Source organism: Brevibacterium sp. FAM 24630 (genome assembly GCF_049804075.1).
Classification (GTDB): Bacteria; Actinomycetota; Actinomycetes; order Actinomycetales; family Brevibacteriaceae; genus Brevibacterium.
In genome coordinates this window covers 1-25,110 of the sequence record NZ_JBNBZD010000009.1, presented here as the reverse complement: position 1 = coordinate 25,110, position 25,110 = coordinate 1, and the positions used below count along the sequence as shown (strand labels likewise).

Genomic DNA, 25,110 nt, shown 5'->3' with positions numbered 1-25,110 from the left:
TCACTCATTCTGCAGTGGAGACGTTGAGTCCACCTTACGCCCGCCGGATTTCGCTGGCGGTGCAGACTCAGCCCCACACCCCACGCGTATCGTGGACGATTTTCTGCGTGAGCAAGGTCCGGTCGAGCCGTGTGAACTCGGTGTGGTCGACGAGTAGCAACACGATGTCAGCGGCGTGTACGGCTTCATTCACCTCTGTGAGAGTGACGTTGTCGCGCGCTTCGAGCTCGTCGGGCAGGCGGTCGATGTTCGGTTCGACCGCCATGATGTTGGCTTGGGGGAGTGCGTCGGCGAGGCGATTGACGATCTGTCGGGCGGGGCTTTCGCGCAGGTCGTCGATGTTCGGTTTGAACGCCAGCCCGAGGGCGGCGATCCGCACATCCTGAATGCGTCGAGCCTGGGGGAGGAGCTTGTCGAGGACATACCCGGGCTTGGCATCGTTGACCTCACGCGCGGTCCTGATCAGCGAGGACCGCTCGGGTGCGGTGGCAACGATGAACCATGGGTCGACGGCGATGCAGTGGCCGCCGACTCCGGGCCCAGGTTGCAGGATGTTCACGCGAGGGTGATGGTTGGCGAGCTTGATGAGCTCCCACACGTTGATGTCGAGGCCGTCGGAAATCATTGACAGCTCGTTGGCAAAGGCGATGTTGACGTCGCGGTAGGCGTTCTCGGTCAGCTTCGCCATTTCTGCGGTGCGCGCATCAGTCATGAGGAACTGACCTTCGCAGAACAGCTCGTAGAGGTCGCGGGCGCGCTCCCCGGCCTCACCGTTGAGCGTGCCGATGATGCGGTCGTTCGTGCGCAGCTCGATCATGATCCGACCGGGTAGAACCCTCTCCGGGCAGTGAGCGAAGTAGACCGTCTGGGCGCTGCCGGGCTTGAGCGTCAGATCGGGGCGTGCCTTGATGACCGTCTCGGCGAGGAACTCCGTGGCCCCGGGAGGCGAGGTCGATTCGAGGATGATGAGCTCATTGCCCTCGAGCAGCGGAGCGATCTGCTTGCCGGCGGTTTCGATGTACGACAGGTCCGGCTTATGGCAGTCCTTGAACGGGGTGGGCACCGCGACGATGTAATTGTCCGCGTGCGGAGTCTCGGTCGTCGCACGCAAATATCCCTGAGAGACGACACCGGCGACCGTCGTTGCCATATCGGGTTCGACGAACGGCACGTTGCCGGCGTTGATCGTGGTCACGGCATCGGCATTGACGTCGACTCCGACCACCTCCGCTCCAGAACTGGCCAGGACGGCTGCGGTCGGCAGTCCGATATAGCCGAGGCCGATGACGGCGACCGATGGGCGTGGGGTGGCGGTGATGGGCGGCATGCGTGGGGTTCTCCAAACTCCTGCTGAACAGATTCCGATGTTACCCGAGTGACGGCCAGGCCAACTGCGCATGAACAGTGGATGACCAGGCATACCATTGGTTCAAGCGCCAACCATCACTGCGAGAGCCCTGACCGCCGAGGCGGCCGCCGGGTTCTCCCGATCAGGAGTTCGTCCGTGACCCCCACAGTCCTCACCGTTTTCGGCACGCGTCCGGAAGCCATCAAGGTGGCCCCGCTCATCCGTGCCATCGAATCCAGTGGGACGCTCGCCTCCCGCACGCTGGTCACGGCCCAGCACCGGGAGATGCTCGATCAGGTCAACGATCTCTTCGGCATCGTGCCCGATGTCGATCTCAACATCATGTCCGCGGGACAGACGCTCAACGGCATCGCCTCCCGCGTCATCGGCGAACTCGATTCCGTCCTTGCCGATCAGACCCCCGACGCCGTGCTCGTCCAAGGGGATACCACCACGGTCATGGGGGCTGCGATCGCCGCCTTCAACCGCGGCATCCCCGTCATTCACCTCGAGGCGGGGCTGCGCTCGGGTGATATCGCCAGTCCCTTCCCCGAGGAGGCCAACCGCAAGCTGACGAGCCAGGTCGCCGCCCTCCACCTCGCCCCGACCTCCCGCTCGCGTGACAATCTGCTCGCTGAAGGCATCAGCCCCGCAGACGTGGCCGTCACCGGCAACACCGTCATCGATGCCCTCCACCTCGCCGTTGCCATGGAGGTGACGCCGGTCGATCCCACGGTCGCTGACTATTTGGCCACCGACCGGCCGAAGCTGTTGGTCACCACGCACCGGCGAGAGAATCTCGGGTCGGCGATGGAGAATATCGGCGACGCGCTGGCAGAACTCGCTGCCGCCCGCCCGGACCTCCTCATCCTCCTCCCGGCCCATCGCAACCCACTCGTCCGCGAAGCCGTCCTGCCCAGAGTCGAGTCACTTGAGAACGTACTGGTCACCGAACCGTTGTCCTACGGCGAATTCACCACGGTCATGGCCGCCTCCGACGTGATCCTCACGGACTCCGGAGGAATCCAGGAAGAGGCACCGAGCCTCGGCAAGCCGGTGCTCGTCATGCGTGAGAACACCGAACGCCCCGAGGCGGTCACCGCCGGTTCCGTTGCACTCGTCGGTACCGACCGGAAGACCATCGTCGCCGAGGTGTCCCGACTCTTCGACGATGCTCGAGGTTACGAATCCATGGCCCGAGCGATCAACCCCTACGGTGACGGTCGAGCGGCACAGAGATCTCTCGCCGCTATCGAGGAGCTGCTCGGAGTCGGTGAACGCATCGACGAGTTCGCCCCCGAGCGCTCGCCTTGGCGCAGCGCTCAGAAGCAGTAGTGGCCCGGGGCGAAACCGAAGGCGTGGACGTCGCCGTTGGCCAGCAGATGGCTGTCCTCGACGGTCCAGGTGTGGGCATGGTCGCCTCTCACCTGGACGAAGTTGAACCGATCGGCTGAATAGATCCGCGCACCCGCAGTGACGAGACGCTGCTGCAGTTCGGTGTCCTCACCGAGCGTGCGTTCGGCGAAGGGAATCTCAAGCAGCGTCGAGCGTCGCGTCATCAGGGTCGGCCCCATGACGAGGTCGGTGAAGCGGTGCTCCCGTTCGGGGAAGCGGCAGATGACGATATCGGAACCGCGCATGTGGAGGTAGTGCGCCTGTTTGCCGACGAGATCGGCATCCGAGTACCGCAGCGCGGCGAGCTGGTCGCCGAGGTAGTGGGCACCGTAGATGTCATCGTCATCCATTTTCGCGATGACGTCGCCCGAGGCCGCTTCGACGCCCCGATTGAGGCACGTTCCGAGGGGCTCGTCGGCGCTGACTTCGACGATCTCCAGGCGGTCGATCCCGAGGTTCGCAGCGCGTGTTCGCAGATCGGCAGGAGCAGGAAATCCGTGGGCGACGAGGACGAGCTCCTTGTCCGCGTGCAGCTGGGCGGCATGAGTGGTGAGCACCTCGCCGAGGTGGCCCGGCCGATTCGTCGACACCACCGCCGATACCGAGGTGGGAAACGGCTGCCCGTGGTCGATCCCGAGGGAATCCATCACCGTCATCGCCCGATGGGTGTAGGTGTGCTCGGCCCAGATCCGCCGCTGCGCCAGGTGGACGCTGCGGTCGCGCAGCTCAGGACTGCGCACATAGGCACGCAGAGTCCATTCGGCGTCCTCTTTCGACTCCGGCTGAGGCACCTCGTCGGTGGGGAAGAACTCGCGGGTCGCCGCGCTCGGAGTGGTGACCACGGGCGTGCCGGCGGCGCTGATCTCGAAGATCCTCCGAGCGCACATGCTCGGAGAGTCGGTGACGGAATTGACGTTGAGGAAGACCTTATAGTGCTTGTACGCAGTGAGCAGGTTGCGATAAGGCAGTGAACCGACCACCCGCTGTGCCAGCGAACCAGGGAACTGGTAGCGCTCGTCGTTGCCGAGAAAGCGGGAGAAGATCTCCAAGCCGTGCCGCATACGACCGGATACAGCGTCGGCGGCTCCGAGCAGCAGATCCATCTGCTCCCTGCGCTCGGGGTACTTGTGCGCGAAGTACATACCGGCGAAGGCGATGTCGCGAGCCGCGACGTTGCGGGCCGGCCGGGATGGATTGTGGATCGCCGGCTGCGCCGCGAACGGCAGCACTGCGACACGCTCATGACCTAGCCGAGACCGATACTCGGGCACCAGCCTGACATCACTGGTGAAGACGAAGTCGCAGAGTCCGGCCAGCGGCAGGAAATCCTCGAAGTGAGGCGGATCCTCCTTATTCCAGAAGACCGTCGGAATGCCCAGGCGGCGGCACTCGGCGAGGAGGTCGGTGACTTCGGGGCTCGGCCCGGACGGGCCCGTGAGCTTGAACTTCCATGCTCCGTCGTTGCCGTTCCACGCCGACTCGATGAAGACGAAGTCGAGGCCGTCGAGCTCGGCCGACCACTTCGTGAACGAGAGCGGGTGCAGTGACCACTCGAACCCGAAGCTCTCGGCCGAGAACTCATCGAGGATGACTCCGACACGGAGGTCGGGGAACACCGGAGACCTCTGCGGCAGAGGGAATGCGGGACACAGCTCGGCGAGCACCTCGGCGGAAAGGCTTCCGGTCGCGACCTCGGGCGATGCCTCGGCTGCTCCCTGAGTGATCGACCGTCGCCGTCTCCACATCGACACCTGGGACACCCCGCCTTTGCGCAGATGCCACAGGGCGGTTCTCAGAGTGCGAAGCGGTGTTCGGGGCACGGGGTGAGTCCTCTCAGCGGCGGCCAGGGAGTGCGGAACGGGAAGCAGATCAAGTCAAGAGTCCTTGTTCCCGCCCCGATGATGACGGCAAGAGACCCTGTGTCAGGAGGTGTGGAATGCAACCAATTCTTAATGTACGCAGGGTTAATTCTGCACGAATCCTGTTAACTCCAATAGTACAATCGGTAAGTCGACAGGGACTCCGCGAGCCTCGATACGGTGCATGTCACCGGGGAGGAAGGAGCAGAGCCCGGCCAAGGAACCGGATGAAATGAGGACAGTGGGAAGCAATTCTGGGCCCATTCCCTCACGGACCCCAATGAGGCGCAACGGCAGAGCCATGGCGCTCTCCCTCATCGATGGCCTCGTCTTCGCGTTCCTCGTCATGGCGATGACCCTCGTGCGATATGACTTCCACACGTATCGCGTCAACGCCCCAGGCATGCTCGTCTGCTCGGCGATCGCTCTGCTCGTCTTCCTCATCGGCGGACCACTGGCGATCTATCGCGGACGCTATCGTCGCGGATCGACCGATCAGTTCGCCGCCGTCGTCGGCACCGTCGCTCTGGGCGTCGGCCTCATGTGGGTCGCCGAATTCGCCTTCTCCACACGTCTGCTCATCCCGACCAGCGTCCCCATCGCCGCGGGCGCCCTGATGATCGTGGTCAAGAGCCTGGAGAACTGGGTGCGTCGCAATCTGCGCCAACGCAGACTCACAACCTCGGGCTCATCACGGCCGACCCTGATCGTCGGCGCCGGCAATCAGGGGACCCTCGCCCTCGACATGATCGCCCAGGACACCCGCAACGAGTTCGTCGCCGTCGGCATCCTCGACGACGATCCGGCCAAGCGGCACCTGCGCTACAACGGAACTCGGGTGCTCGGGCCGATCAGCGATATCGCGGCCCAGGTCGACCGCACCGGTGCCGGTGTCGTCATCATCGCCATCGCCGACCTGCGGCCCGAAGAACTCTCCCGGATCGCCTCGAACCTCGAATCCCGGCCGGTCGAGATCAAGATCATGCCGAAGCTCTCGGATTCCGACTACACTCGGCCCGAACCCGATTCCCACGATGTCGCCGACCTGCGTCACCGCGGCTTCCGCGATGTCAGCCTCGAAGACCTCATCGGCCGCCAACCGATCTCGACCAATATCGACGACATCGCCTCGGCGATCACGGGAAAGGTCGTCCTCGTCACCGGCGCCGGCGGATCCATCGGCTCGCAGCTGTGCCGCCAGGTCTTCCGCTTCGACCCTGCCCGACTCGTCATGACCGACCGGGACGAATCCGGTCTGCACGCCACTGAACTCGGACTCGAAGGATCCGCGCTGCTGACCAGCGACGACCTCGTCCTCGGCGATCTGCGCGATCCCGCGTTCATCGACGCCCTTGTGGCCGAAGCTCAGCCGGACATCATCTTCCATGCTGCTGCGCTCAAACATCTGACTTTCTTGGAACGCTTCCCAGAACAGGCCGTGCGCACGAATGTCGGCGCCAGCCTCGATCTGCTCGAAGCCGCGGTGGCCCACGACGTCGAATCCTTCGTCCACATCTCCACGGACAAGGCGGCCGGAGCGACCTCTGTGCTCGGGCGCACGAAGTTCTCGATCGAACGCGCTATCGCCTCCGTGGCCGAAGAGACCGGGCGCCGGTACATGTCCGTGCGGTTCGGCAACGTACTGGGCTCACGCGGTTCGGTGCTCGAGACTTTTGTGGCACAAGTTGCGGCTGGAGACCCCGTGACGGTCACTGATCCCGAAGTGACTCGGTACTTCATGACCGCCGACGAAGCCTGCGAACTCGTCCTGCAGGCGGCCGCCATCGGTGGTCCGGGGGAGACGCTGGTCCTCGACATGGGCGAACCGATCAGGATCGATGATCTCGCCCGACGGGTCATCGTGCTGTCCGGCCGATCGGATGCACAGATCGTCTACACGGGTCTGCGGCCCGGGGAGAAGCTCACAGAAGCGCTCCTGTCGCCGGGTGAGGTCGACGATCGCCCCAACCACCCGCTGATCACCCAGGTCCCGATCATCCCGATCGATCTCGAGGCGCTCAAGGCCCTCGTGGCCGAATCCCGTGATCCCCAGGTATTCACCCACCGCGAGGTGCTCGAAGCGCGACTGACGAGCCTTCTCGACTCAGAACCGCAGGGCGCCGGAGTCGACGACTGATGGACGTGCAACTGCTCGTGATCCTCGTCGTGGCCGCTGTGGTCACGGCCTTCAGCGCACTCATCGCCTTCCCGCTGCTACGCCAAGCGGGGATCGTCGACGTCCCCTCGCATCGGTCCTCACATACGCAGGCGACAGTCCGCGGTGGGGGAGTCGCCATCGGCTGCGGCATCACCGTTGCAACCGTGCTGGCTATGGTCTGGAACATCGCCGAGCATGGGGTCTTCGGACTCGGCGGCATCGTGCTGCCCATCGGCTTCCTGGTGCTCACCTGGTGCTATTCGGCGATCGGGATGAGCGACGACCTCGACTCGCTCAGGCCCGTCGGACGGTTGATCGGCCAGGTTGTGCTGGCGCTGCTGTTCAGCGCAACCATTGCGATGTTCTCCACCCAGGGAATCGCGCACGTGCTGGCCTTCGCCGTCATCGGTGTCGCCACCGTCAATGCGGTGAATTTCGTCGATGGACTCAACGGCTATGTCACGGAATGGGCCGTCGTCACCGGGGGCTGGTTCGCCTTCGTCAGTGCGTGGATCGGGGAGAAGGATGTTGCGCTCCTGGCTCTGACGCTGGCCGGCGCTGCCGTCGGGTTCCTGCCCTTCAACCTCGGTCGGGCCAGGGCCTTCCTCGGCGACACCGGAAGCTACGGCATCGGCGCGGCCGTCTTCGCACTGGCCGTGTGGCTCTTCGTACAGGGAGTGCCGATCGTCGTCATCGTCGCCCCGATGATCTTCGTCTTCTTCGATGTCGGCCTCACCCTGGTCCTCCGTCTGTTCCGTGGTGAGAACATCTTCCTGCCGCACAGGGAACACATCTATCAGCGCATCCAGCAGGCCGGTTGGCCGCACAGCTCGGTCTCCCTCTTCCACGCCGCGCTGAGCGTCCTCGCCTGCATCCTGGCTATCCCGACGCTGCTGAGCGGCAACACTGCGACGACATACCCCGCTCATGTGTTCTGGGTCCTCCTCGTCGCTCTCTATGCGCTTCTCCCGCTGTGGCTGAAGCGACGTGCGGAACAGGAGGCGGTGCCGGCATGAGGATCGTCCTGCTCAGCCATTATTACTACCCGGAGGTCGGAGCACCGCAGCGTCGATGGCGGATCCTCGTCGACCACCTGCGCGCGGCCGGCCATCAGGTCATCACCGTCGCACCACACCCGCACTACCCGTACCCCGATCGGGACCGCTTCTTCTCCTCCGGCGTCGGCCGCAGCCGGCGACGGGTCGATGTCAGGCTCGGCGGCACCTGGGACACCGGAGTCGATGGCGAGCGGATCCTGCGAGTGCCCTATCTGCACAGTGGTTCGTCGATGGCACGGCAGATGCTCGACCAGGCGGTGTCTGCGGCCGGAGCCATGTCCGCCGTCATCGATCGCCTGCGGGGGAGGATGCGCCCCGATGTCGTCATCTCGACGACCCCGGCCCTGCCGTTCCTGCTGGCAGGCGACACCCTCTCGAGGCTGCTCAAGGTGCCCCATGTCGCCGAGGTGCGCGACGCTTGGCCCGATCTCATCTCGGAGATGAGTCTCGTCACCGGTGCGCTGGGCAAGTATCTGCCGAATAGGCTGACGAGCACAGTCGAACACCGACTGCTGCCGGACTTGTTCACTCGAGCGCAACGTCGCGCCGCAGTCGTGGTCGTCACCACCGACGGTTTCCGGCGACGCCTCGAGCAGCGGGGCGTGACCGCCGAGGTGGTGCGCAGCGGAGTCTCCCCGGCAGAACTCGAAGGCGCCTCCGGGCTGACGGCCACCGGTGCTCTTCCGGTCATCGCCCCGTCCGTGGAGAACCTCAACGAATCTGCATCAGCGACGAGCGCGGATGACCGACATGGACTCAACCTGCTCTATGTCGGCACCGTGGGCCGGTCGCAGGACCTCAGCACCTCGATCCGTGCCCTGGCCCGCACCGAGGGGGTGCGCCTGCGCATCGTCGGCGACGGCGTCGACACGGAAGCCCTCAAGGCGGTGGCGGCAGAAGAGGACGTCCCCGTCGAATTCTTCGCCCAGCATGCCGGTGCCGAGCTCGCCGCCCACTGGGCATGGGCCGATGCGGGCCTGGTCAGCCTCAGTCCACTCGAATCCTACGAGTACACGGTCCCGTCGAAGCTCTACTCGCTCATGGCCAGGCAGATTCCGGTCCTCGGGGTTGTCGCCGGCGAAGCAGCCGACATCATCTCCAGCACCTCTGCCGGTGATGTGGCGAGCCCGGGAGACATCGACTCGGTGGCAGCAGCGATGACGTCGATGCGCCATCGCGTCGAAGGAGGCCAGACCTTCAGCCTCGAGTCCACTGCGGGAGAGGAACCCCGCGACTGGGTCATCCGTCATGCCTCTGCGGCTGCCATGGGACATGCCTACGAGCGAATCCTTGAGCAGGTGGTGTCATGAACTTGAGCTTCCTCGCTCGTCAGATCACGAATGTGGTCGCCACGACCGCCACCCATATCAATGACGACCGCATCTTCTTCGGTATGCAGTTGGCCAGGCGCCTGCCCGCTCCTGCCTCACGACTCGTCGGTCGGGCCCTCGGCCGAGCCCGCGGCGACGCCGCCCAGGCGGCATCGGCCTGGTTGTTGGGCCGAGAGTCGAGGGCGAAGACCCTCGTGGCGAACTCAGTCCACCCATCGCGTCTGCTCGGCGAGATCGCCCTCAACCTCGGCCTGCTCGATGAGGCCGAGACCATCGCTGAAGCAGTGCCCGAGGCCGCCGGACTGAGTTCACGCATCTGGTGGACCAGAGGACAGCTCGACCGCGCCATCGACGTGCTCCCCGCGGGAGCGCGCCGGAATCGGCTGAACGATGAGCACCTCTGCCTGCAACCGGGCTGGTGGCCGCAGGTGACCGACCGGATCACGGCCCGCCCGACCCGGGCCGCTGCGGGACCGACCCAGCATCCTGCGGCTCTGCATGTGTTGACGAATTCCCTGCCGCACACCCGCTCCGGTTACGCCTATCGTTCGCACGCCATTCTCACGACGCTGCAGGGCGCCGGTCATCGCGTGGCCGCGGTGACCCGGCCGTCCTATCCCGTGACAATCGGGCGAGTGAGCTCAGGTCCAGTCGAGACCGTCGACGGAGTCGACTACCTGCGACAGATCCCGCTGCGGCCGTTGCCGACACCGACGGCTCGGCTGGGCGACCAGGCGAGTTGGATCGCTGCCCGAGCGCAGGAGCGTGAGGCCCAGATCCTCCACACGACCACGCACTACGTCAACGGGCTGGCCACCGGTGCCGCCGCCGGCAGCATCGGCCTGCCCTGGGTCTATGAGGTCCGCGGGGTGCTCGAAGAGACCTGGGCCGCCGCCGGTGCTACCCCGGACGACCGTCAGGCACGCCGGGCGAGCCAACGCTTCGCGCTCATGCGGGCGAAGGAGATCGAGGTTGCCACAGCTGCTGATGCCGTCATCACCCTGGGCGAGACAATGCGTGAGCACCTCATCGCCGGAGGCGTGCCCGCGGAGACGATCACCCTCATCCCGAACTCGGTGTCCGAATCCGTGGTCGATGCCGACACCTCACGCACTCCCGCGGAAGTGAGGTCTCAGCTCAGTCTGCCTGGGGCCGGTATCTGGGTGGGAACTGCGGCCTCGATCGTCGGCTACGAAGGCCTCGATGACCTCATCGATGCCGTCATCCTTGCCCGAGCCGAGGGCACGGATCTGCGCCTGCTCATCGCCGGCGACGGTGTCGCTCTGCCCGAACTGCGCGAACGAGCGGCTCCGCTCGGCGAGAACGCGGTCTTCACCGGACGAGTCTCACAGGCGCAGGCGATCGACTACCAGCTGGCACTGGATGCCATCGTCGTTCCGCGCAAGGACGAACCCGTGTGCCGCTTGGTCACCCCGATCAAACCGATCGAGGCGATGGGCCTGGCGCGACCGGTCGTCGTCTCAGATCTGCCCGCCCTGCGTGAGCTCGTGCCCGAAACGGCGGGTCTGAGTGTCAGGCCCGAGGATCCTCAGGCTCTGGCCGAACTCCTCACGGACTTGGCCGACGATGACAGTGCAAGGGAGAATTACGGACAGAACGGGCGCGCACACGTCCTGGCAACACGCAGGTGGAAGGAAATCGGTCGACGATATGGGCAGGTCTACTCTCAACTCACGGGGGCTGATGCGCGATGAGTGAGACGAAGAACCCCCTCGGCCTCAGCAGCATCCCCTCGGTCTCGAGCGAAGGCCTTGTGCCCGTCGGACGACGAACGAGCCTGAGAAGTTACCTCGCCGCGCTTTGGAACCGCCGGCACTTCATCATCGCCGAATCACGGGCCAAGATGAGCGGGTCGACGAGGAAGAACCTCCTCGGCTACGGCTGGCTCTTCCTCAATCCGCTGCTTTCGGTGCTCGCGTTCTGGTTCATCTTCGGATTCATCCTCCAGTCCTCCCGCGGTATCGACAACTTCCTCGGATATCTGGTTATCGGAGTGTTCTTCTTCCAGTTCACCGGAAAGTCGATGACAGGTGGAACCGGAGCGATCCGCTCGGGAGCATCGATGATCAAAGGCTTTCAGTTCCCGCGTGCTGCGTTGCCGATCTCCGTCGTCGTGCGGAACTTCCTCGATTTCATTCCGACTGTCGTCGTTATGGTTCTCCTCATAGCGGTCATCACTCCTCCCGAAGTAGTCACTTGGAGAGTTGTCTTGGTGATCCCCGTGATCATTCTCCAGACCATCTTTAACGTCGGCCTCGCCTGCTTCTTAGCCAGAGTCGGCCATAAGATTCCGGACCTGACGAACTTCATGTCAATTGTCAGTCGCTTCTGGCTCTACGGTTCAGGCGTCTTCTTCTCCATTGAAGATCGTTTGGAAGACCACCCTGCGATTCTCGCTGCTATGCAGTTCAACCCCATGCATGCGTACTTGACTCTGGTGAGGAATTCCCTGCTCTATGCGGCCGACTCTGCGCCGTGGCTGTGGTTCATGGCGATCGTCTGGGCCTTCGGGCTACTCATTGTCGGGTTCCTGTTCTTCTGGCGAGGGGAGGAAAGCTATGGCCGACTTTGAACTTGAAGAGCCCAACATCATCGCGGAGAACGTCCAGGTTCGTTATACCGTCACTACGAACGATCCGAGCCAGCGGGCCATAGGCCTCCGCCGCATCGGTCATGTCCTGCGCGGGCGCCAAGGTCAGACGACCGTACGTGCACTGCGTGGAGTCAACTTCGTCGCTCGAGAAGGAGAAATGGTCGGCATCGTGGGTGCCAACGGCTCCGGCAAGTCGACATTCCTGCGCAATGTCGCGGGAGTCGAACAGCCTGACCGCGGTCGCATTCTCGTTCGCTATCAGCCTCTGCTCCTCGGTGTGAGTGCAGCTCTGCAACCAGCGTTGTCCGGCAGTGAGAACGTCCGCCTGGGGTGCTTGGCCATGGGACTGTCGCCCGAAGAGGCGGCCGAAGCGTTCGACTATGTCGTCGAGCTCTCCGCCCTGGGAGCGGCCATCCATCGCCCGATGGGGACTTATTCCTCTGGAATGGGCGCGCGGCTGAGGTTCGCAATCGCATTGGCTGCACGACCGAAGATCATGCTCATCGACGAAGCCTTGTCGACCGGAGATGCGACTTTCGCCGAGCGCAGCGAACGCGCAATGGACGAACTGTTGGCCGAGGCGGGCACCGTTCTCTTGGTTAACCACGCAGCAAAAGTGATTCAGGAACTGTGCACCCGAGCGGTGTGGATGCACAAGGGTGAGATCCTCATGAATGGCCCCGCAGAAGCTGTCGCGGAGAAATACCGTTGGTGGGCGTGGAACGTCGCCAAGGGCAAGGAAGACATTGCTGACAAACTCCTCCAGGATGTCGTGAGCAACGCGGTCAAAGAGGAGATCAACATCCTCGAGCCTGAGCTCATCAGGAATCCGATTCCTCGCCACGCCGCACGTCCGGTCAAGGAGACCAGGAAGGGTGCACGGCATATGAAACAGCAGAGGGAGATCGAAGAGGTCGAAGAGACTCCAGCGCCGATGCTCGCCGCTGCCGAATCACAGGTATGGCCGAAGGACTTCGATGCCGAACTGCCGAAGGCGAAGTTCCCCTCCCTGCCGAAACCCGCGTCGCAAGCAGTGAGTGCTCCCCGCATTCACGATGAACCGCCGCCGCTGCGGTTGCGCCCGAGCAAGAACCGAGTCGTTCTGCGTGCGGCCAATCCTGATGATCGGGCGTCCTCCGTCGCGGCCTCCGACGACTTCACGGGGCGTAGACTCGCCTCTCGTGCGCGGAAGATCGCCGATGAACGATATGAGAATCGCGAGCGGATCCGGCAGGCGGAGAGTTCGTCTGCCGCTCACGAGGACAGCTGGCGATGAAGATTGCGATATTCGGATCCTGCGTCAGCCGCGATACTGCCGAATTCATCCCCGAGGCAGAGGTCGTGGCCTATGTTGCGCGCCATTCAGTCGTCAGCCTCGAGTCGCCCCACGGGACCAAAGGTACTGACCTCAGCGAACTGACTTCCGCGTTCCAGAAGCGCATGGTCACCAGTGACCTCAAAGGTACCGGGACCGCCAGAATCGTCAAGAAGGCAGTCGAGCTCGATGCTGTCCTCATCGACCTCGTCGACGAGCGTCGCGGGTTCTGGCTCTACCCTGACGGTACGACGATGACGAACTCCATCGAGGTCGAATCTTGTGGTGCGGCGCGAAACGCACGCCGCTCAGGTGCTCGTCTGATCGAATTCGGGACTGACGAACACTTCAGGATGTGGAAATCCGGATTCGACACGCTCATCGCGGGGCTCAAGGAAGCCGGCATTTGGGAAAGGACCATCCTGCTCGATATCGAATGGGCAGGCGCCGTCGACGGTGCTCGCCATCCTCAGAACGATGGGCTCTCAAAACTGGGCCGCCAATGGCGAAGGCTGCAGAGGGGGACTCGAGAAGCCGGCAGAGGGCTGACCAAAGGGCATGGTATCGCTCAGGCATGGCAGAGCCTGCGCACGGTCAAACCGACGGAGGCCGAAGACTATGCGGATCGCGCCCAGTCCGCGAACGCAGACTACATTCGGTATCGTGAAGAGGCACGATCGCTGACGGCGTCGTCGGTGATGAGGGCAAGCAGTGAAGTCCGAATTGACAAGGATCATAAGTGGGGGCCACAGCCTTTCCACTACCGAGAAGCTGACTATCGGTCGATCGTCGACAGCATTCGGTCGTGCGTGAAGAAAAACGGTGGTGAGGCCCCGTGAGCAGACACCAGTGGCGCAAGGCAATGTGGCATCTGCGGCACGGCGGGATCGAAGGATTCAAAGAATTCCGTCGCAGATCGGATGCCTCGGCCGATATTGCCAACGGTGCCGAGGCTGCATCGCATTCGATCAATCGTGTCGACCACCCGACTCTGAGCGTTGTTGTTCCGTCCTTCAACGCAAGTGACTTCATTGAGCGGTGCCTGCGCAGCATTCTCGACCAGACCGATGTTGATCTCGAAGTTCTTGTCGTCGACGACGGGTCGAACGACGACACCGTACAGGCCATCGCTGACGCTGCCAAAGGCGATGAGCGAGTGACGGTATTGACCGGACCCAATCAGGGCCCCGCAGGCGCTCGCAACAGAGGTGTCGAGTCCGCCAAGGGCCGATACCTTACCTTTGCCGACGCTGATGACGAAGTGCTTCCGGGCGCCTATTCGACATTGGTTGACTCCCTGGAGCGCACAGGCTCTGATATCGCCACCGGCTCCTATATCCGTATTGGCAAGCTCGGGCGCTCACGGCCGAAACTCACTGCTCGCGTTCACGCTCGACAGCGATTGGCTGTCCGCCTTGACGACATGCCGGAGCTGTTGGAAGAACCAGTCCTGTGGAATAAGGTCTACCGACGTGACTTTTGGAACCGTCACGTCGGTCGAATGCATGGATTCGCCAACTACGAAGACCAGCCGCCCGTTTACCGCGCGCTAGTGGCGGCTGCAGCGATCGATGTTCTCACCACTGACGTCTATGCTTGGCGCCTTGCCGAAGGCCGAAACACACGCTCGCGCCGCAAGGCCAAACTGACGGATCTGCACGCCAAGCTTGAGGTCATTGAGATCCTCCGGAGCACCTTGGAGCACGTCTCCGACCACGTTCTCAGACAGGCCTGTGCAATTTGGATGGGCACTGATCTTGCCATGCATGCTGAGTTCTTGGATACGGCACGCAAGCGATTCCGAAAAACCCTGTGCAAGGCGACGAAGGAACTCAAAAAATCGATGCCGCGGGATGCCTGGAAACTTATCCCGGCTCAAGATCGGTTGTTCATGTGGACCGTCGCCACAGGCGACCTCGACGAAATCGAAGAGATACTCGGCACACGGGCCGAAGAGACAACAGCCGTACCACTCGAGCTCGTCGACGGACGCTGGCATGTGGCTCCTACCTATCTGAAGCGTCTGAAGACGGAGATCCCCCCTCGACTGCTCAAAGCACGGGCCGTGGACTTCAATCCCTTTGTGGTGGTGAGAAACGTCCGTTGGGTCGGCGATCGAGAGATCGAAATCCACGGTTGTGCCTATGTTCCAGGAGTGGAGCCGGAAGATACAGAGTTCAAAATCCAAGGCGTCATGGACGGTGCGACTGTATTCGATGTGGGTGTTGAGCCGCGGGAGGACAACCGAATTGACTTGGAACTCGGAGACCCATGGCGAAGCTACGCAGCGGGTGGCTTCCGGGCACGTGTGGATATCTCTCGAATCGATGACGTCTCCCCAAGAGGCATCGACCTTGTCGGGGCATTCGAAATACGGGGCACTCAACTGCACTCGCCCGCTAAGTCAACGACGACAGTCGGAATGATCGCACCCAGCCCGATACGAGACGACGAACGAGTGACAGTCGTTGCTGACTACCATGACGAACTGTCTATCCGCCCCGTAGAACTACCAGAGTCACCGGTTCTCGTCAAGCACGTCGAACTGCAGGGCCGGAACGTCACCGTCACATTGAACAGTGAATCCGACGTCCGCGAACTGACTTTGAACACAGCAGGTCAAACGATCCTTTTGGCGGCACAAGGTCGATCGATCTATACAGCTGCGCTTCCTGAACTACCTGATCGGTATCGTTCGGGAGGTGAGCGGCTGTGGACGATGTCTGCTAAAACTGCTGAGAATCGGCACGTAGCTGTCTACCACGAAGCAGTTGACTATCTATTGCCTAGCACATCCAGTCTGAGACTTGAACCACATCCGAATGGAGAAGTTCAGCTGGCCCAGAGATACCAACGGGTGACCGTCACAGGCGCGACAAACGACCGAGACCGCCTCTTGATCACGGGAAGAGTCGATCCCGCGCAGAAGCTCACTGTGGTGCTCAAATCATCCGAACAGACGATCGTGCCGGTCGAAAACGATGTCCATGCCGATGGCACATTCACCGCGGTGTATGACCTGACGACAGTGGGGCCCGAAGGCGGTCGAGTCGCTGCACTCTCCGGTGGATACTACGTGCGGTATGGAGACTCGCCAGACATCGCACACGGCTGGGCGAGAGTCGCAGACAAGCTGGCGATACGACCAGTGGACTGCTTCACGGAGTGGACCACGCTTCGCCTGGAAGGTCGCAACGCCGGTTCCGTGGCAGTTACTGCTTCGCCGCCATGGTCGGCCCAGGAAAGGACCAAGTACGGACGTTTCAAATTACGCGAGCGGGAGTGGGGGTCTCTCACGAACGGGATCGTCTTCGAGTCCTACAACGGAAAATCAGCAAATGACAATCCCCGGGCGCTATTTGAAGCTATACGAGACGAAAGAGACGATATCCCGCTGTACTGGTCGGTGCGTGACCGCAGGGTCGATGTACCGGAAGGCGGCATTCCCGTCGTCGAAGGCACTGCCGCATGGCATAAGGTGATTGCAACTAGCAGGGTATGGGTCAACAACAACAACTTCCCGCATTACATTCGCAAGCGACCAGGTCAGTTCTACCTTCAGACCTGGCATGGAACTCCGATCAAGAAGCTGCTATGGGACATTTCTCGCCGGAAAGTCCCTCTGACCTATCGCAGGATCATGACAACGGAGGTTCCACAGTGGGACCTCCTACTGGCACAAACCGAAGAAGCGGCGAACCATCTGCGTAGTGGGCTCAGATACGAGGGCGAAGTCCTGGTAGGCGAGTACCCGCGGAATCTGAGACTCATCGAAAGTCTCGCCGAGCCGGATCTCATACGACAACGGTTAGGGGTGAGTTCCAATGTTCCGCTGATCCTGTACGCTCCGACATGGCGTGAAAGGCATCGCCTGGGATCAAAGTTGAACTGGCTGGAATACCTCGACCCCCGTGAACTGGCCGCAAAAACGGGCGCAATAGTACTTATACGTGCCCATCATGTGTCGTCTGGACAGCCCTTTCAAAAAGCCGGAACGTTGGACGTTACTGCAGAGCCACATATCGAGGATCTATTAGCCATTTCCGATGTTTTGGTCACCGACTACTCCTCGCTAGCATTCGATTACCGCCTGACAGGCCGCCCCCTGATTCTCTTCACTCCAGATATTGAAGACTATTCCAAACAGCGTGGACTCTATGATGAAGTCGAGGGGTATCCGCCGCATGCAGATTGCCGAAGCGTTGACGAATTGAGCAGGCTATGTGCCAAGGCAATCAACGAAATATACACGAAGCAAAGAAGCTCTGATGACGTCGTGCCCGCTTGCATGGCTTTTGAATGCAACTGGACGGTAGAAGTATGCACCAACGTACTTTTGAGTTTTCAACAGCCTTCGCAAAAGATAGAGGATTGATAAAGTGAACCGCATCGAATCATTGGCAAAGTCGGCCTATCGGAAGTCTCGTTCCGCAGCAGCTCGAGCGAGGCGATCAACGGTTGCAATGGTAGGGAAGCGCAGGCTTCCGGCGAAGACCGCTGAATCAGCAGCCGTTCCCGCCACATCTCGACAGCTCACTTGCAAACCCAACGATCCTCAACTCGCGGTGATCGTTCCTGCGTATAACGTAGACGACTTTCTCGAAGAGTGCGTTCAATCGATCATTGTGCAAACCTACAAGAACTGGGAAATGTTCATCATCGATGATGGGTCTCCCGGGCGTACAGGCGAAATCGCAGACTCTCTAGCTGACCAGGACCCGAGAATTACCGTTGTCCACCAGGAAAACCAGGGGCTAGGAGCCGCACGCAATACGGGCATTAGAGAATCAACTGCTCCTTATCTCACATTCATTGACTCTGATGATGTCATTCCCCCGGAAGCGTTTTCCTACATGATGAGTTCCTTGGAGGCGTCGGGCTCTGACGTCGCCATTGGTTCGATGGATCGCTTCAACTCCACTCGGAGGTGGACCCCTTTCTGGGTAGACTTGGTGCACGACGAGAACCGTATTGGTATTACAGCGCTTGAACACCCCCCGGTCATGTGGGACGTGTTCGCGTGCAACAAGGTGTTCAAGCGATCAGTCTGGAACGAGCTTGTTGGAGAATTCCCAGTTGGAACACTCTACGAAGATCAGGAATGCACAGCGAAACTATTCGTGGGCGGCGCTAGGTTCGATATTCTCACTGATATCGTCTACCACTGGAGGCTTCGCGACGACGGCCAGTCCATTACTCAGAACAAGGCGGAGACTCGAGACCTAGAACAGCGTCTTGTCGTAGCAGAGAAGGTCCGCCAGGTCGTTGAAAGGGCACCACAATCGTTCGTCGACTACTGGTATACGAAGTGTCTTGGTGAGGACTTCTTCTATTACTATCGCGAAGTTCCCCGAGCAGATAACCAGTTCTTCGAAGTTTTGCAAAGTGGTATCCGGCGATTCTATGAATATTCCCCCGCACAAGCTCTTGAAGATGTTGCTCCCGAGAGGCGGTGGTTGGCGTATTTCGCGGCTTATGGGACACGGCAGCAGCTCACGGATCTCCTGGTGGCCTTCGACTCTTATAGAACCTATTACACTGCATATTCTGATGGCGGACGATTGACAGGGACTGTGCCGGGGCTCGAGTCTCTATTCGAAAAGATTCCCGACCCCCTTAAGGCCGTATATCCTTGGCAACTGAGCGCCCAAGCACTGATCTCTTCAATTCGAAGCGGACCCGACGGCGCACTTATTGTCGACGCGTACGCATACGTTCCCAACCTCGCCGAAAATATCTCCTGCAGGGCTCACCTCGAGTCTCAAGAGGGTCATGTCATTACAGCCTCAGATTCTAGGAATATTCCAGGGAATGTTGGACATCGGACCGCAGACCCGTATAACAAGCATTCAAACTCTCATTTCGAACTGACCTTCTCTGCTCGTGTTATAGACGATGCGATGGCCGAGTTGGCGGCAACGGAGAGCGAGCAGTATGACATCGTCCTAGTGGTCGAGTTCGACGGATTCACCTGGGAAATACGAAATCCCAAGCGCGTCGGCGACGGCGCAGCCGCTTGGCCGAGGCCGGGCGATTTGACTCCCGGTGGCAATCGGTTTGTCGCTATTGGGGACCCAGGAACCTCGACAGGATTGAAGTTCCTAAAACCACGTTTTCGTATCAGCGAACTCTCGCAAGTTGGTGATGACCTCTATCTGGAAGCTCACCTACAAATTGGAAATGGCCTTCCTAGACACGAACTCTTCGACCTTGATCAGGCAACGATTCGATTGAAGTCGGGGCAGAAAGTAGTCAGAACTTCGCCTGTACAGCGAGTTGGCAATATGGTGTCGGCGCAAATCTCTATAGCGCATTTGAGCGGTCCCTCTAAGAAGAAACTGACTGAATCGCTGGGGGTGGACATTCTGTGTGGAGGAAAATTCTCTGCGCCGTTGGCCGTTGACGTCAATAGGCTTGAGCAACCAGGAGATTCCGGCAGGGAGTTACCTTCTTCGAGTAGCTATGGATATCTTCAAATAGATATCCGAAGAGTTGCCGCTGAAGTCAAGACGGTTCGAGTGGATAAAGAAACTGAAAGGTTGGTGATAGCTGGTCACTACTATTCAGACCCAGATCAACTGCGCACCCATGCTCCCTCCCTAACTTTGGTGAGCTCGAAATTGTCGATCCCCGCAAGGAAAACCGCTTGGGACGCAGAGGCCCACTCGTTTGAGGCTGAATTTGATCTGGGCTCTCTGGGTACCGAATCGAAGGTACTGCCGGTGGCGAGCGACGAGTTCATTCTGCAGACCCTTCTTCCGGCCGGGCAGCCCACGCCTGCAACGTTGTGGGTGTCAGCGGCTAATGAGTTTGAAGCCGACCTGCCAATGGATATAGAGACGTCGGTCCACAGCATTCGACTAGTGTGTATTGGAAAAAGTCGGGCGCTGAAAGTTATTTTGACTGGAGCCGGAAATACTAGATCGTTCAACAGCGCTCTCTCGGTGCGGCGCTCAGCCATCGAGATGTTCGGCGAAGTCAGTCGGAGCATTGCGCCGGGAACGATGTTTTTTGAGAGTTTCGGCGGTAATACCATCTCTGGTTCCCCCAAGGAGATCGATCGAGCTGTAGCGTCTCTCTATCCAGCAATACAAAGAATCTGGTCGGTTCGCGACCTTTCAGTGCCAGTACCAGAGGGCGCACGACCTGTGGTTGTCGGATCGAAAGAATGGATGCGCTGTCTAGCCACATCCGAGGTGCTGATAAATAACAATAACTTTCCGCATTATTTCAGGAAGGCCAACGGCCAGAAGTACATTCAAACATGGCACGGAACACCCTTGAAGCGTATTGGCAACCATGTGCCCGGATCTAATCTTTCTCTTCGCTACCGTGCGCTTATGCAGAAGGAAGCCGAAAACGAATGGGATCTCCTATTGGTGCAGAGTCCCTGGGCCGCGGAGCAGCTAGCCGAAGCTTTCGGTTACGACGGCCCTATATTTGCGAAAGGATACCCTCGAAATGACTCTCTGAACGATTCGTCCCGAGTTGAGAGCGCCCGACATCGGGTTAAGTCGCTTTACGGAATCGATGAAAACCAAACTGTTATTCTGTACGCCCCAACGTGGCGAGACAATTTGAAGGACCATACTGGGCGGTACAGTCGCATTGACTATCTCGATATTAATTCAACTGCGAAAGCGCTAGGCGGAAGCTATACAATTCTGTATCGTGGGCACGCTAATTCCGTCTTCGCGGATCAGAAGCCACTTCCGGCGGGAGCAATCGATGTGTCCCTTCACCCCGACGTCAACGAACTCATCTCGGCCTCCGATATGTTGTTAACGGACTACTCATCGATAATGTTCGACTACGTTGTCACCGGTAAGCCTATAGGATTTATCGCCCCTGATTTGCGACAATACCGCGACTCTATTCGCGGATTTTATTTCGACTTTGAGACTGTGTCACCCGGGCCGATCTTGAAAGATGCTCCCTCCGTATTGCGGTGGATCGAAAATGGCGGTCACGCCGGCGGGCACAATTCGGAGAGATATATAAGATTCGTCGATGCCTTCGCCCCTTTCGATGATGGCCAAGCGACTAATCGTCTGTTTTCCGATTATACCCACCTTTTGGTTCCGGCCCGTCACGGCTGAACGTCTAAAACTCTTATAGATGAGTACCCGGCGGTGTTAGTGTCGCTGACTATTGCGGTGGCGCTGGTGATGAGGAAATCGGCGACTTTGATTCATGGCGATCATTCCTCACATCGAGGAAAGAAGGTCCCCAAGCGGGCAACAGTTTCGTCGGCTTCTTAGCGTTGAAGGCTTCCTTCGAAGGTCATATTGCGACCTTAAGCGTGCCCAGAGCAAGAAGCATAAATAAGCTCTGTTCACTCTTGCTCGTCGACGTCGCAACGGGTTGTTTGCGATGCTGCGTGATGGTGTTTGTTTCCACTTGCCTATGGGAGGCAACCACCGCATTGACAGATGCAGATTTTCCGGACTTTTCATTCGATGAGTCAGCAAGCTGGAGCCAATGTCTTGGAGCAGGGCACTGCATGCGCGTTAAGTAGTCTGTTCCGAATAAACTATCGCAGCACTTCCGCGATCTCCGAGTGCGTAACTCCGGTGGCATAGAAAAACGCTATCGGAACAGATTGGAATATAGTTGCACTCGTATACTTACATCAGTGAAGGAGTTTGGTTTGAAGGTTTCAGTCATCGGATGCGGGTATTTGGGTGCTGTACATGCGGCGGCCTTGGCCTCATTGGGACACGAGGTCATCGGCATGGACCTCGACGAGGCGAAGGTCGATGCGCTGGCCTCCGGCAACCCGCCCTTCTATGAACCGGGGCTGAGCGAACTGCTCCTCAAAGGCCAGGACAGGGGCAGTCTGGAATTCACCACCGAAGTGACGCGTGTCGCGAGTTCGATCCTCCACTTCGTCTGCGTGGGGACTCCGCAGAAGCCCGGTGAGCTCGCTGCCGATGTCACCTATGTCAACGAGGCTGTGGAGTCCCTTCTTCCGTATCTGACTTCGACGTCAGTGGTTGTGGGTAAGTCCACGGTACCCGTCGGCACGGCCGAGCGACTGGCTGGGGTCATCTCCGGCACGGGTGCCTCCATGGTGTGGAACCCTGAGTTTCTCCGCGAAGGCCATGCCGTCGAGGACACCGTGCACCCTAACCGGCTCGTCTACGGTGTCGCCGAGGGAGAGGCCGGCCAGGAGGCTGCTACGCGTCTCGACGAAGTATACGCTTCGATGCTGGCCGAGGACACACCTCGGATTATCACCGACTACGCCACAGCCGAGCTAGTCAAGACCGCAGCGAATTCGTTTCTGGCGACGAAGATCTCCTTTATCAACGCGATGGCCGAACTGTGCGAGGCCTCTGGCGCCGATGTCACCCAGCTGGCCGATGCGATCGGCTTAGACGATCGCATCGGGCGGAAGTTCCTCAACGCCGGGCTTGGGTTCGGCGGAGGATGCCTGCCCAAGGACATCCGGGCATTCATGGCTCGTGCGGGTGAGCTCGGCGCCGACCAGGCCGTGACCTTCCTCAAGGAGATCGACTCGATCAATATGCGCCGTCGTGTCCGCATGGTAGACATCGCCCGCGACGCTCTGAACGGATCCTTTATCGGCAAGAAGATCACTGTCCTGGGGGCCGCCTTCAAGCCCAACAGCGACGATGTCAGGGATTCCCCGGCACTGGCTGTGGCGCGGCTTATCGCCACGCAGGGCGGGGTGGTCACGGTGACCGACCCGCAAGCGATCGGCAACGCATCGACGGCATTCCCCGAGCTTAACTACGTTACCGACACGACCGAGGCGCTGACCGGTGCCGATGCGGTGCTGCTGCTCACCGAGTGGCACGAGTACCGGGACCTCGACCCGCACGTGACGGCGGAATCGGTAAACGGCAAGGTCCTCGTTGACGGTCGGAATGTGCTCACCCCGCAGCTGTGGCGCGCAGCGGGCTGGACTTATCGCGCGCTGGGGCGGCCATGAAGATCGGCAACGTCACCGACTCTCGGTGGGAAATCGCACCCGGCGAATCGGTTAGGGGAGCGAATTAAGACACCATAAAGACAGTTGCACGCAAATAATCTCAATTGACATAGAATTGAAATAATTCATAAGTCAACAGAATGGACTTCATCCATGACGCAGGTAATCTTTGAAGTATACAATCACAATGTATCCCCTCTAATTTCAAAAGATGACGAGTTAAAACGACTGCCGCCGCGACCCAAACATCTTCAAGATTCCGCTTATCTTGATAAGTTCGATAGCGATACAATTTTTTATGATGCGTACAGATCTGACAATAATGTCATCCTTACCGGCCCACCCCTTCGCAATCTTCGCGGTGATGTTGAAGACTCCCTCAGTAAGGCAGTTCCACCAGAGTGTGCGATCGAGATCATGGAGCTCGATCGGGTCTGCCATACCTGCATAACCAATGCTGACAGCATCGGCAACTCGCTGAATCTTCAACTCGGGAACAGCGTCTACAACGTGGACATATCAGAGTCATTCACCAATGAATACGAAGATAAAATAGTTCTCTTTACAAAATCAAAGAATAATGATTTAAATTGGATACGCGACTGGGCGCAGTACTATGTTCGCATACACGGCGTAAACGCAGTATTGCTCTACGACAATGGATCCACTGACTATTCGGTCGTCGAGATCAGCGAGGCGCTTCAGATTGAGGGTCTGGATGTAGCAACTGTTGTCGAGTGGCCATTCAAATTCGGTCCTCAGGGGGGAAAGTGGAACGGTCCGGAGGAGCGCCCATGGGATTCCGACTATTGCCAATACGGGATATTCGAGCACGCTCGCCAGAAATATCTGAAGGAATCGTATGCATTAATTAGTCACGACATAGACGAGCTGATGGTGATTGAAGACAACGCGAGCTTAATAGATCATTTACGAAAGTCCGATTCCGACTATATTTCCTATACTGGGGTGTGGATAGAGGCGCCGCTACGGAGGGTTTCCAGCAGCCCCTCTTTCATTGACTATGGATTTATTAACTCCCACGGCAACCCAACCAGCGCCAAGTGGTCTGCTCTTTCGCAAAATATACGAGACGCTGAACAATGGAAGACTCACGGCGTAGCAGGAAAGTCTGCGGAAAAGTTACCCATGATTCGACATCGGCATTTCCGGGGAATCACAACGAACTGGAAGTGGGACCGCACACGGAACGCCGATCGACTAGCTACCGATTTCGCGCTTGATAGAAAAATGATTTCATTGATGGAAGGGGCGTTTTCCGCTCCTGAGGGAGTTGAGGCCCATGCACTTGACCCCAAAGATGATAGCGCTAGGATTCGGAACTATCTCGAAGGCCTGGGGTTAGAAATCAACTTTCTGAACTGGGAGAACTCCGGTTTTACCAGAAGCTGGTTCTGGAAACAGAATATATACGTAGCGGAGTTCGAGTCGGAGACTGTAGGTCCATTCGCTTTCGAGATACGAATAGCTAATTCGAGAATCTCTTTAGTGCTTGTCAGTCGTAGGACCCAAGCCGCCGAGGCAATGGCTGCTCGTCTGAATGCGCAGTATCCCAAATTTGGAAAGTCTGGGCGACACTACGAGATTGCATGGTGGCGACTGCACATAGATCGATGCGATATAGCCCGCATGGCATCATTGGCAATAGAACGGGCCGTGGGCATACTGACTTGAACGGATCGCCGTTCGCGCCGAGTGGATTCCCGAGCGGCCACAGGGTGGTCATACCTGAGTTCCACAACTTTAACAATATGAGGGAAGGATGTTGGGGCTGGAGCCTCCGCACATCAAAGGGTCCGTGGGTTGCCCAGCCACCGCCACCCTTCTACCGGGAATTCCGGATTCAGGTGTGTACTGGTAAAGCTACATTGGAGCTTTTGGAGGTTCCGACATGCGGGGACTGCCTTTATCGGACTGGACATTCACGGCTCTTCGTAATCGAGAGTGTGGGTCAGGGATTTTCAGACACGGCGAGTCGCTGCTCAGATAGGCGTCGAGGTCTTCCGATGATGGAAGTTCCTACACCGTCCATCCGAAAGACCTCGACATGGCC

At 59.5% G+C, this 25,110-nt stretch carries 14 protein-coding genes; 12 read left to right on the top strand and 2 right to left on the bottom strand.

All coding sequences use genetic code 11. From position 1 onward, the window contains the following. Positions 1 to 67: 67 nt before the first annotated feature. Positions 68 to 1,327, bottom strand: a complete 1,260-nt coding sequence (wecC, locus tag ACPUD7_RS08635) for a UDP-N-acetyl-D-mannosamine dehydrogenase (RefSeq protein ID WP_425119646.1) — start codon at positions 1,325 to 1,327, stop codon at positions 68 to 70. A gap of 177 nt (positions 1,328 to 1,504) precedes the next feature. Here wecC and wecB point away from each other — a divergent pair, with 177 nt between their 5' ends. Then, positions 1,505 to 2,683, top strand: a complete 1,179-nt coding sequence (gene wecB / locus ACPUD7_RS08630) for a non-hydrolyzing UDP-N-acetylglucosamine 2-epimerase (protein ID WP_425119645.1) — start codon at positions 1,505 to 1,507, stop codon at positions 2,681 to 2,683. Here the strand turns inward: wecB and ACPUD7_RS08625 are convergent. Then, positions 2,671 to 4,563, bottom strand: coding sequence for a glycosyltransferase family protein (locus tag ACPUD7_RS08625; protein ID WP_425119644.1), 1,893 nt, complete (start codon positions 4,561 to 4,563; stop codon positions 2,671 to 2,673). The genes wecB and ACPUD7_RS08625 overlap by 13 nt on opposite strands. Positions 4,564 to 4,882: 319 nt before the next feature. Between ACPUD7_RS08625 and ACPUD7_RS08620 the strand changes: the two genes are divergently transcribed. From ACPUD7_RS08620 to ACPUD7_RS08570, 11 genes are all read left to right on the top strand, one after another. After that, positions 4,883 to 6,739: a polysaccharide biosynthesis protein gene (locus ACPUD7_RS08620; RefSeq protein ID WP_425119643.1), complete on the top strand. Its 1,857-nt coding sequence runs from the start codon at positions 4,883 to 4,885 to the stop codon at positions 6,737 to 6,739. Beyond that, positions 6,739 to 7,776 carry an MraY family glycosyltransferase gene (locus ACPUD7_RS08615; protein WP_425119642.1) on the top strand — a complete coding sequence of 346 codons (1,038 nt, stop codon included), beginning with the start codon at positions 6,739 to 6,741 and terminating at the stop codon, positions 7,774 to 7,776. Before ACPUD7_RS08620 ends, ACPUD7_RS08615 begins: the two co-directional genes overlap by 1 nt. Further along, a complete protein-coding gene (locus tag ACPUD7_RS08610; protein WP_425119641.1) occupies positions 7,773 to 9,128 on the top strand; it encodes a glycosyltransferase family 4 protein in 1,356 nt (451 codons plus the stop codon). Before ACPUD7_RS08615 ends, ACPUD7_RS08610 begins: the two co-directional genes overlap by 4 nt. Beyond that, the gene (locus ACPUD7_RS08605; protein ID WP_425119640.1) at positions 9,125 to 10,864 is read left to right on the top strand and encodes a glycosyltransferase family 4 protein; all 1,740 of its coding nucleotides are present in this window, start codon (positions 9,125 to 9,127) and stop codon (positions 10,862 to 10,864) included. Before ACPUD7_RS08610 ends, ACPUD7_RS08605 begins: the two co-directional genes overlap by 4 nt. Next, positions 10,861 to 11,742 carry an ABC transporter permease gene (locus ACPUD7_RS08600; protein ID WP_425119639.1) on the top strand — a complete coding sequence of 294 codons (882 nt, stop codon included), beginning with the start codon at positions 10,861 to 10,863 and terminating at the stop codon, positions 11,740 to 11,742. Before ACPUD7_RS08605 ends, ACPUD7_RS08600 begins: the two co-directional genes overlap by 4 nt. After that, positions 11,729 to 13,039 carry an ABC transporter ATP-binding protein gene (locus tag ACPUD7_RS08595; protein WP_425119638.1) on the top strand — a complete coding sequence of 437 codons (1,311 nt, stop codon included), beginning with the start codon at positions 11,729 to 11,731 and terminating at the stop codon, positions 13,037 to 13,039. The genes ACPUD7_RS08600 and ACPUD7_RS08595 overlap by 14 nt, the downstream gene beginning before the upstream one ends. Next, positions 13,036 to 13,917: a DUF6270 domain-containing protein gene (locus tag ACPUD7_RS08590; protein WP_425119637.1), complete on the top strand. Its 882-nt coding sequence runs from the start codon at positions 13,036 to 13,038 to the stop codon at positions 13,915 to 13,917. The genes ACPUD7_RS08595 and ACPUD7_RS08590 overlap by 4 nt, the downstream gene beginning before the upstream one ends. After that, positions 13,914 to 17,453: a bifunctional glycosyltransferase/CDP-glycerol:glycerophosphate glycerophosphotransferase gene (locus ACPUD7_RS08585; protein ID WP_425119635.1), complete on the top strand. Its 3,540-nt coding sequence runs from the start codon at positions 13,914 to 13,916 to the stop codon at positions 17,451 to 17,453. Before ACPUD7_RS08590 ends, ACPUD7_RS08585 begins: the two co-directional genes overlap by 4 nt. 4 nt (positions 17,454 to 17,457) lie before the next feature. Next, positions 17,458 to 21,177: a bifunctional glycosyltransferase/CDP-glycerol:glycerophosphate glycerophosphotransferase gene (locus ACPUD7_RS08580; RefSeq protein WP_425119634.1), complete on the top strand. Its 3,720-nt coding sequence runs from the start codon at positions 17,458 to 17,460 to the stop codon at positions 21,175 to 21,177. Between the two features lie 551 nt (positions 21,178 to 21,728). Continuing rightward, the gene (locus ACPUD7_RS08575) at positions 21,729 to 23,036 is read left to right on the top strand and encodes a UDP-glucose dehydrogenase family protein (protein ID WP_425119728.1); all 1,308 of its coding nucleotides are present in this window, start codon (positions 21,729 to 21,731) and stop codon (positions 23,034 to 23,036) included. Between the two features lie 153 nt (positions 23,037 to 23,189). Beyond that, positions 23,190 to 24,731 (top strand): hypothetical protein, encoded by a 1,542-nt coding sequence (locus ACPUD7_RS08570; RefSeq protein WP_425119633.1) that lies wholly within the window; start codon positions 23,190 to 23,192, stop codon positions 24,729 to 24,731. Positions 24,732 to 25,110: the final 379 nt, after the last annotated feature.

Coding starts and splice junctions, on each gene's coding strand:
- wecC (WP_425119646.1), bottom strand. CDS start 1,327: ATGCCGCCCATCACCGCCACCCCACGCCCATCGGTCGCCGTCATCGGC.
- ACPUD7_RS08620 (WP_425119643.1), top strand. CDS start 4,883: ATGAGGCGCAACGGCAGAGCCATGGCGCTCTCCCTCATCGATGGCCTC.
- ACPUD7_RS08615 (WP_425119642.1), top strand. CDS start 6,739: ATGGACGTGCAACTGCTCGTGATCCTCGTCGTGGCCGCTGTGGTCACG.
- ACPUD7_RS08610 (WP_425119641.1), top strand. CDS start 7,773: ATGAGGATCGTCCTGCTCAGCCATTATTACTACCCGGAGGTCGGAGCA.
- ACPUD7_RS08605 (WP_425119640.1), top strand. CDS start 9,125: ATGAACTTGAGCTTCCTCGCTCGTCAGATCACGAATGTGGTCGCCACG.
- ACPUD7_RS08600 (WP_425119639.1), top strand. CDS start 10,861: ATGAGTGAGACGAAGAACCCCCTCGGCCTCAGCAGCATCCCCTCGGTC.
- ACPUD7_RS08595 (WP_425119638.1), top strand. CDS start 11,729: ATGGCCGACTTTGAACTTGAAGAGCCCAACATCATCGCGGAGAACGTC.
- ACPUD7_RS08590 (WP_425119637.1), top strand. CDS start 13,036: ATGAAGATTGCGATATTCGGATCCTGCGTCAGCCGCGATACTGCCGAA.
- ACPUD7_RS08570 (WP_425119633.1), top strand. CDS start 23,190: ATGACGCAGGTAATCTTTGAAGTATACAATCACAATGTATCCCCTCTA.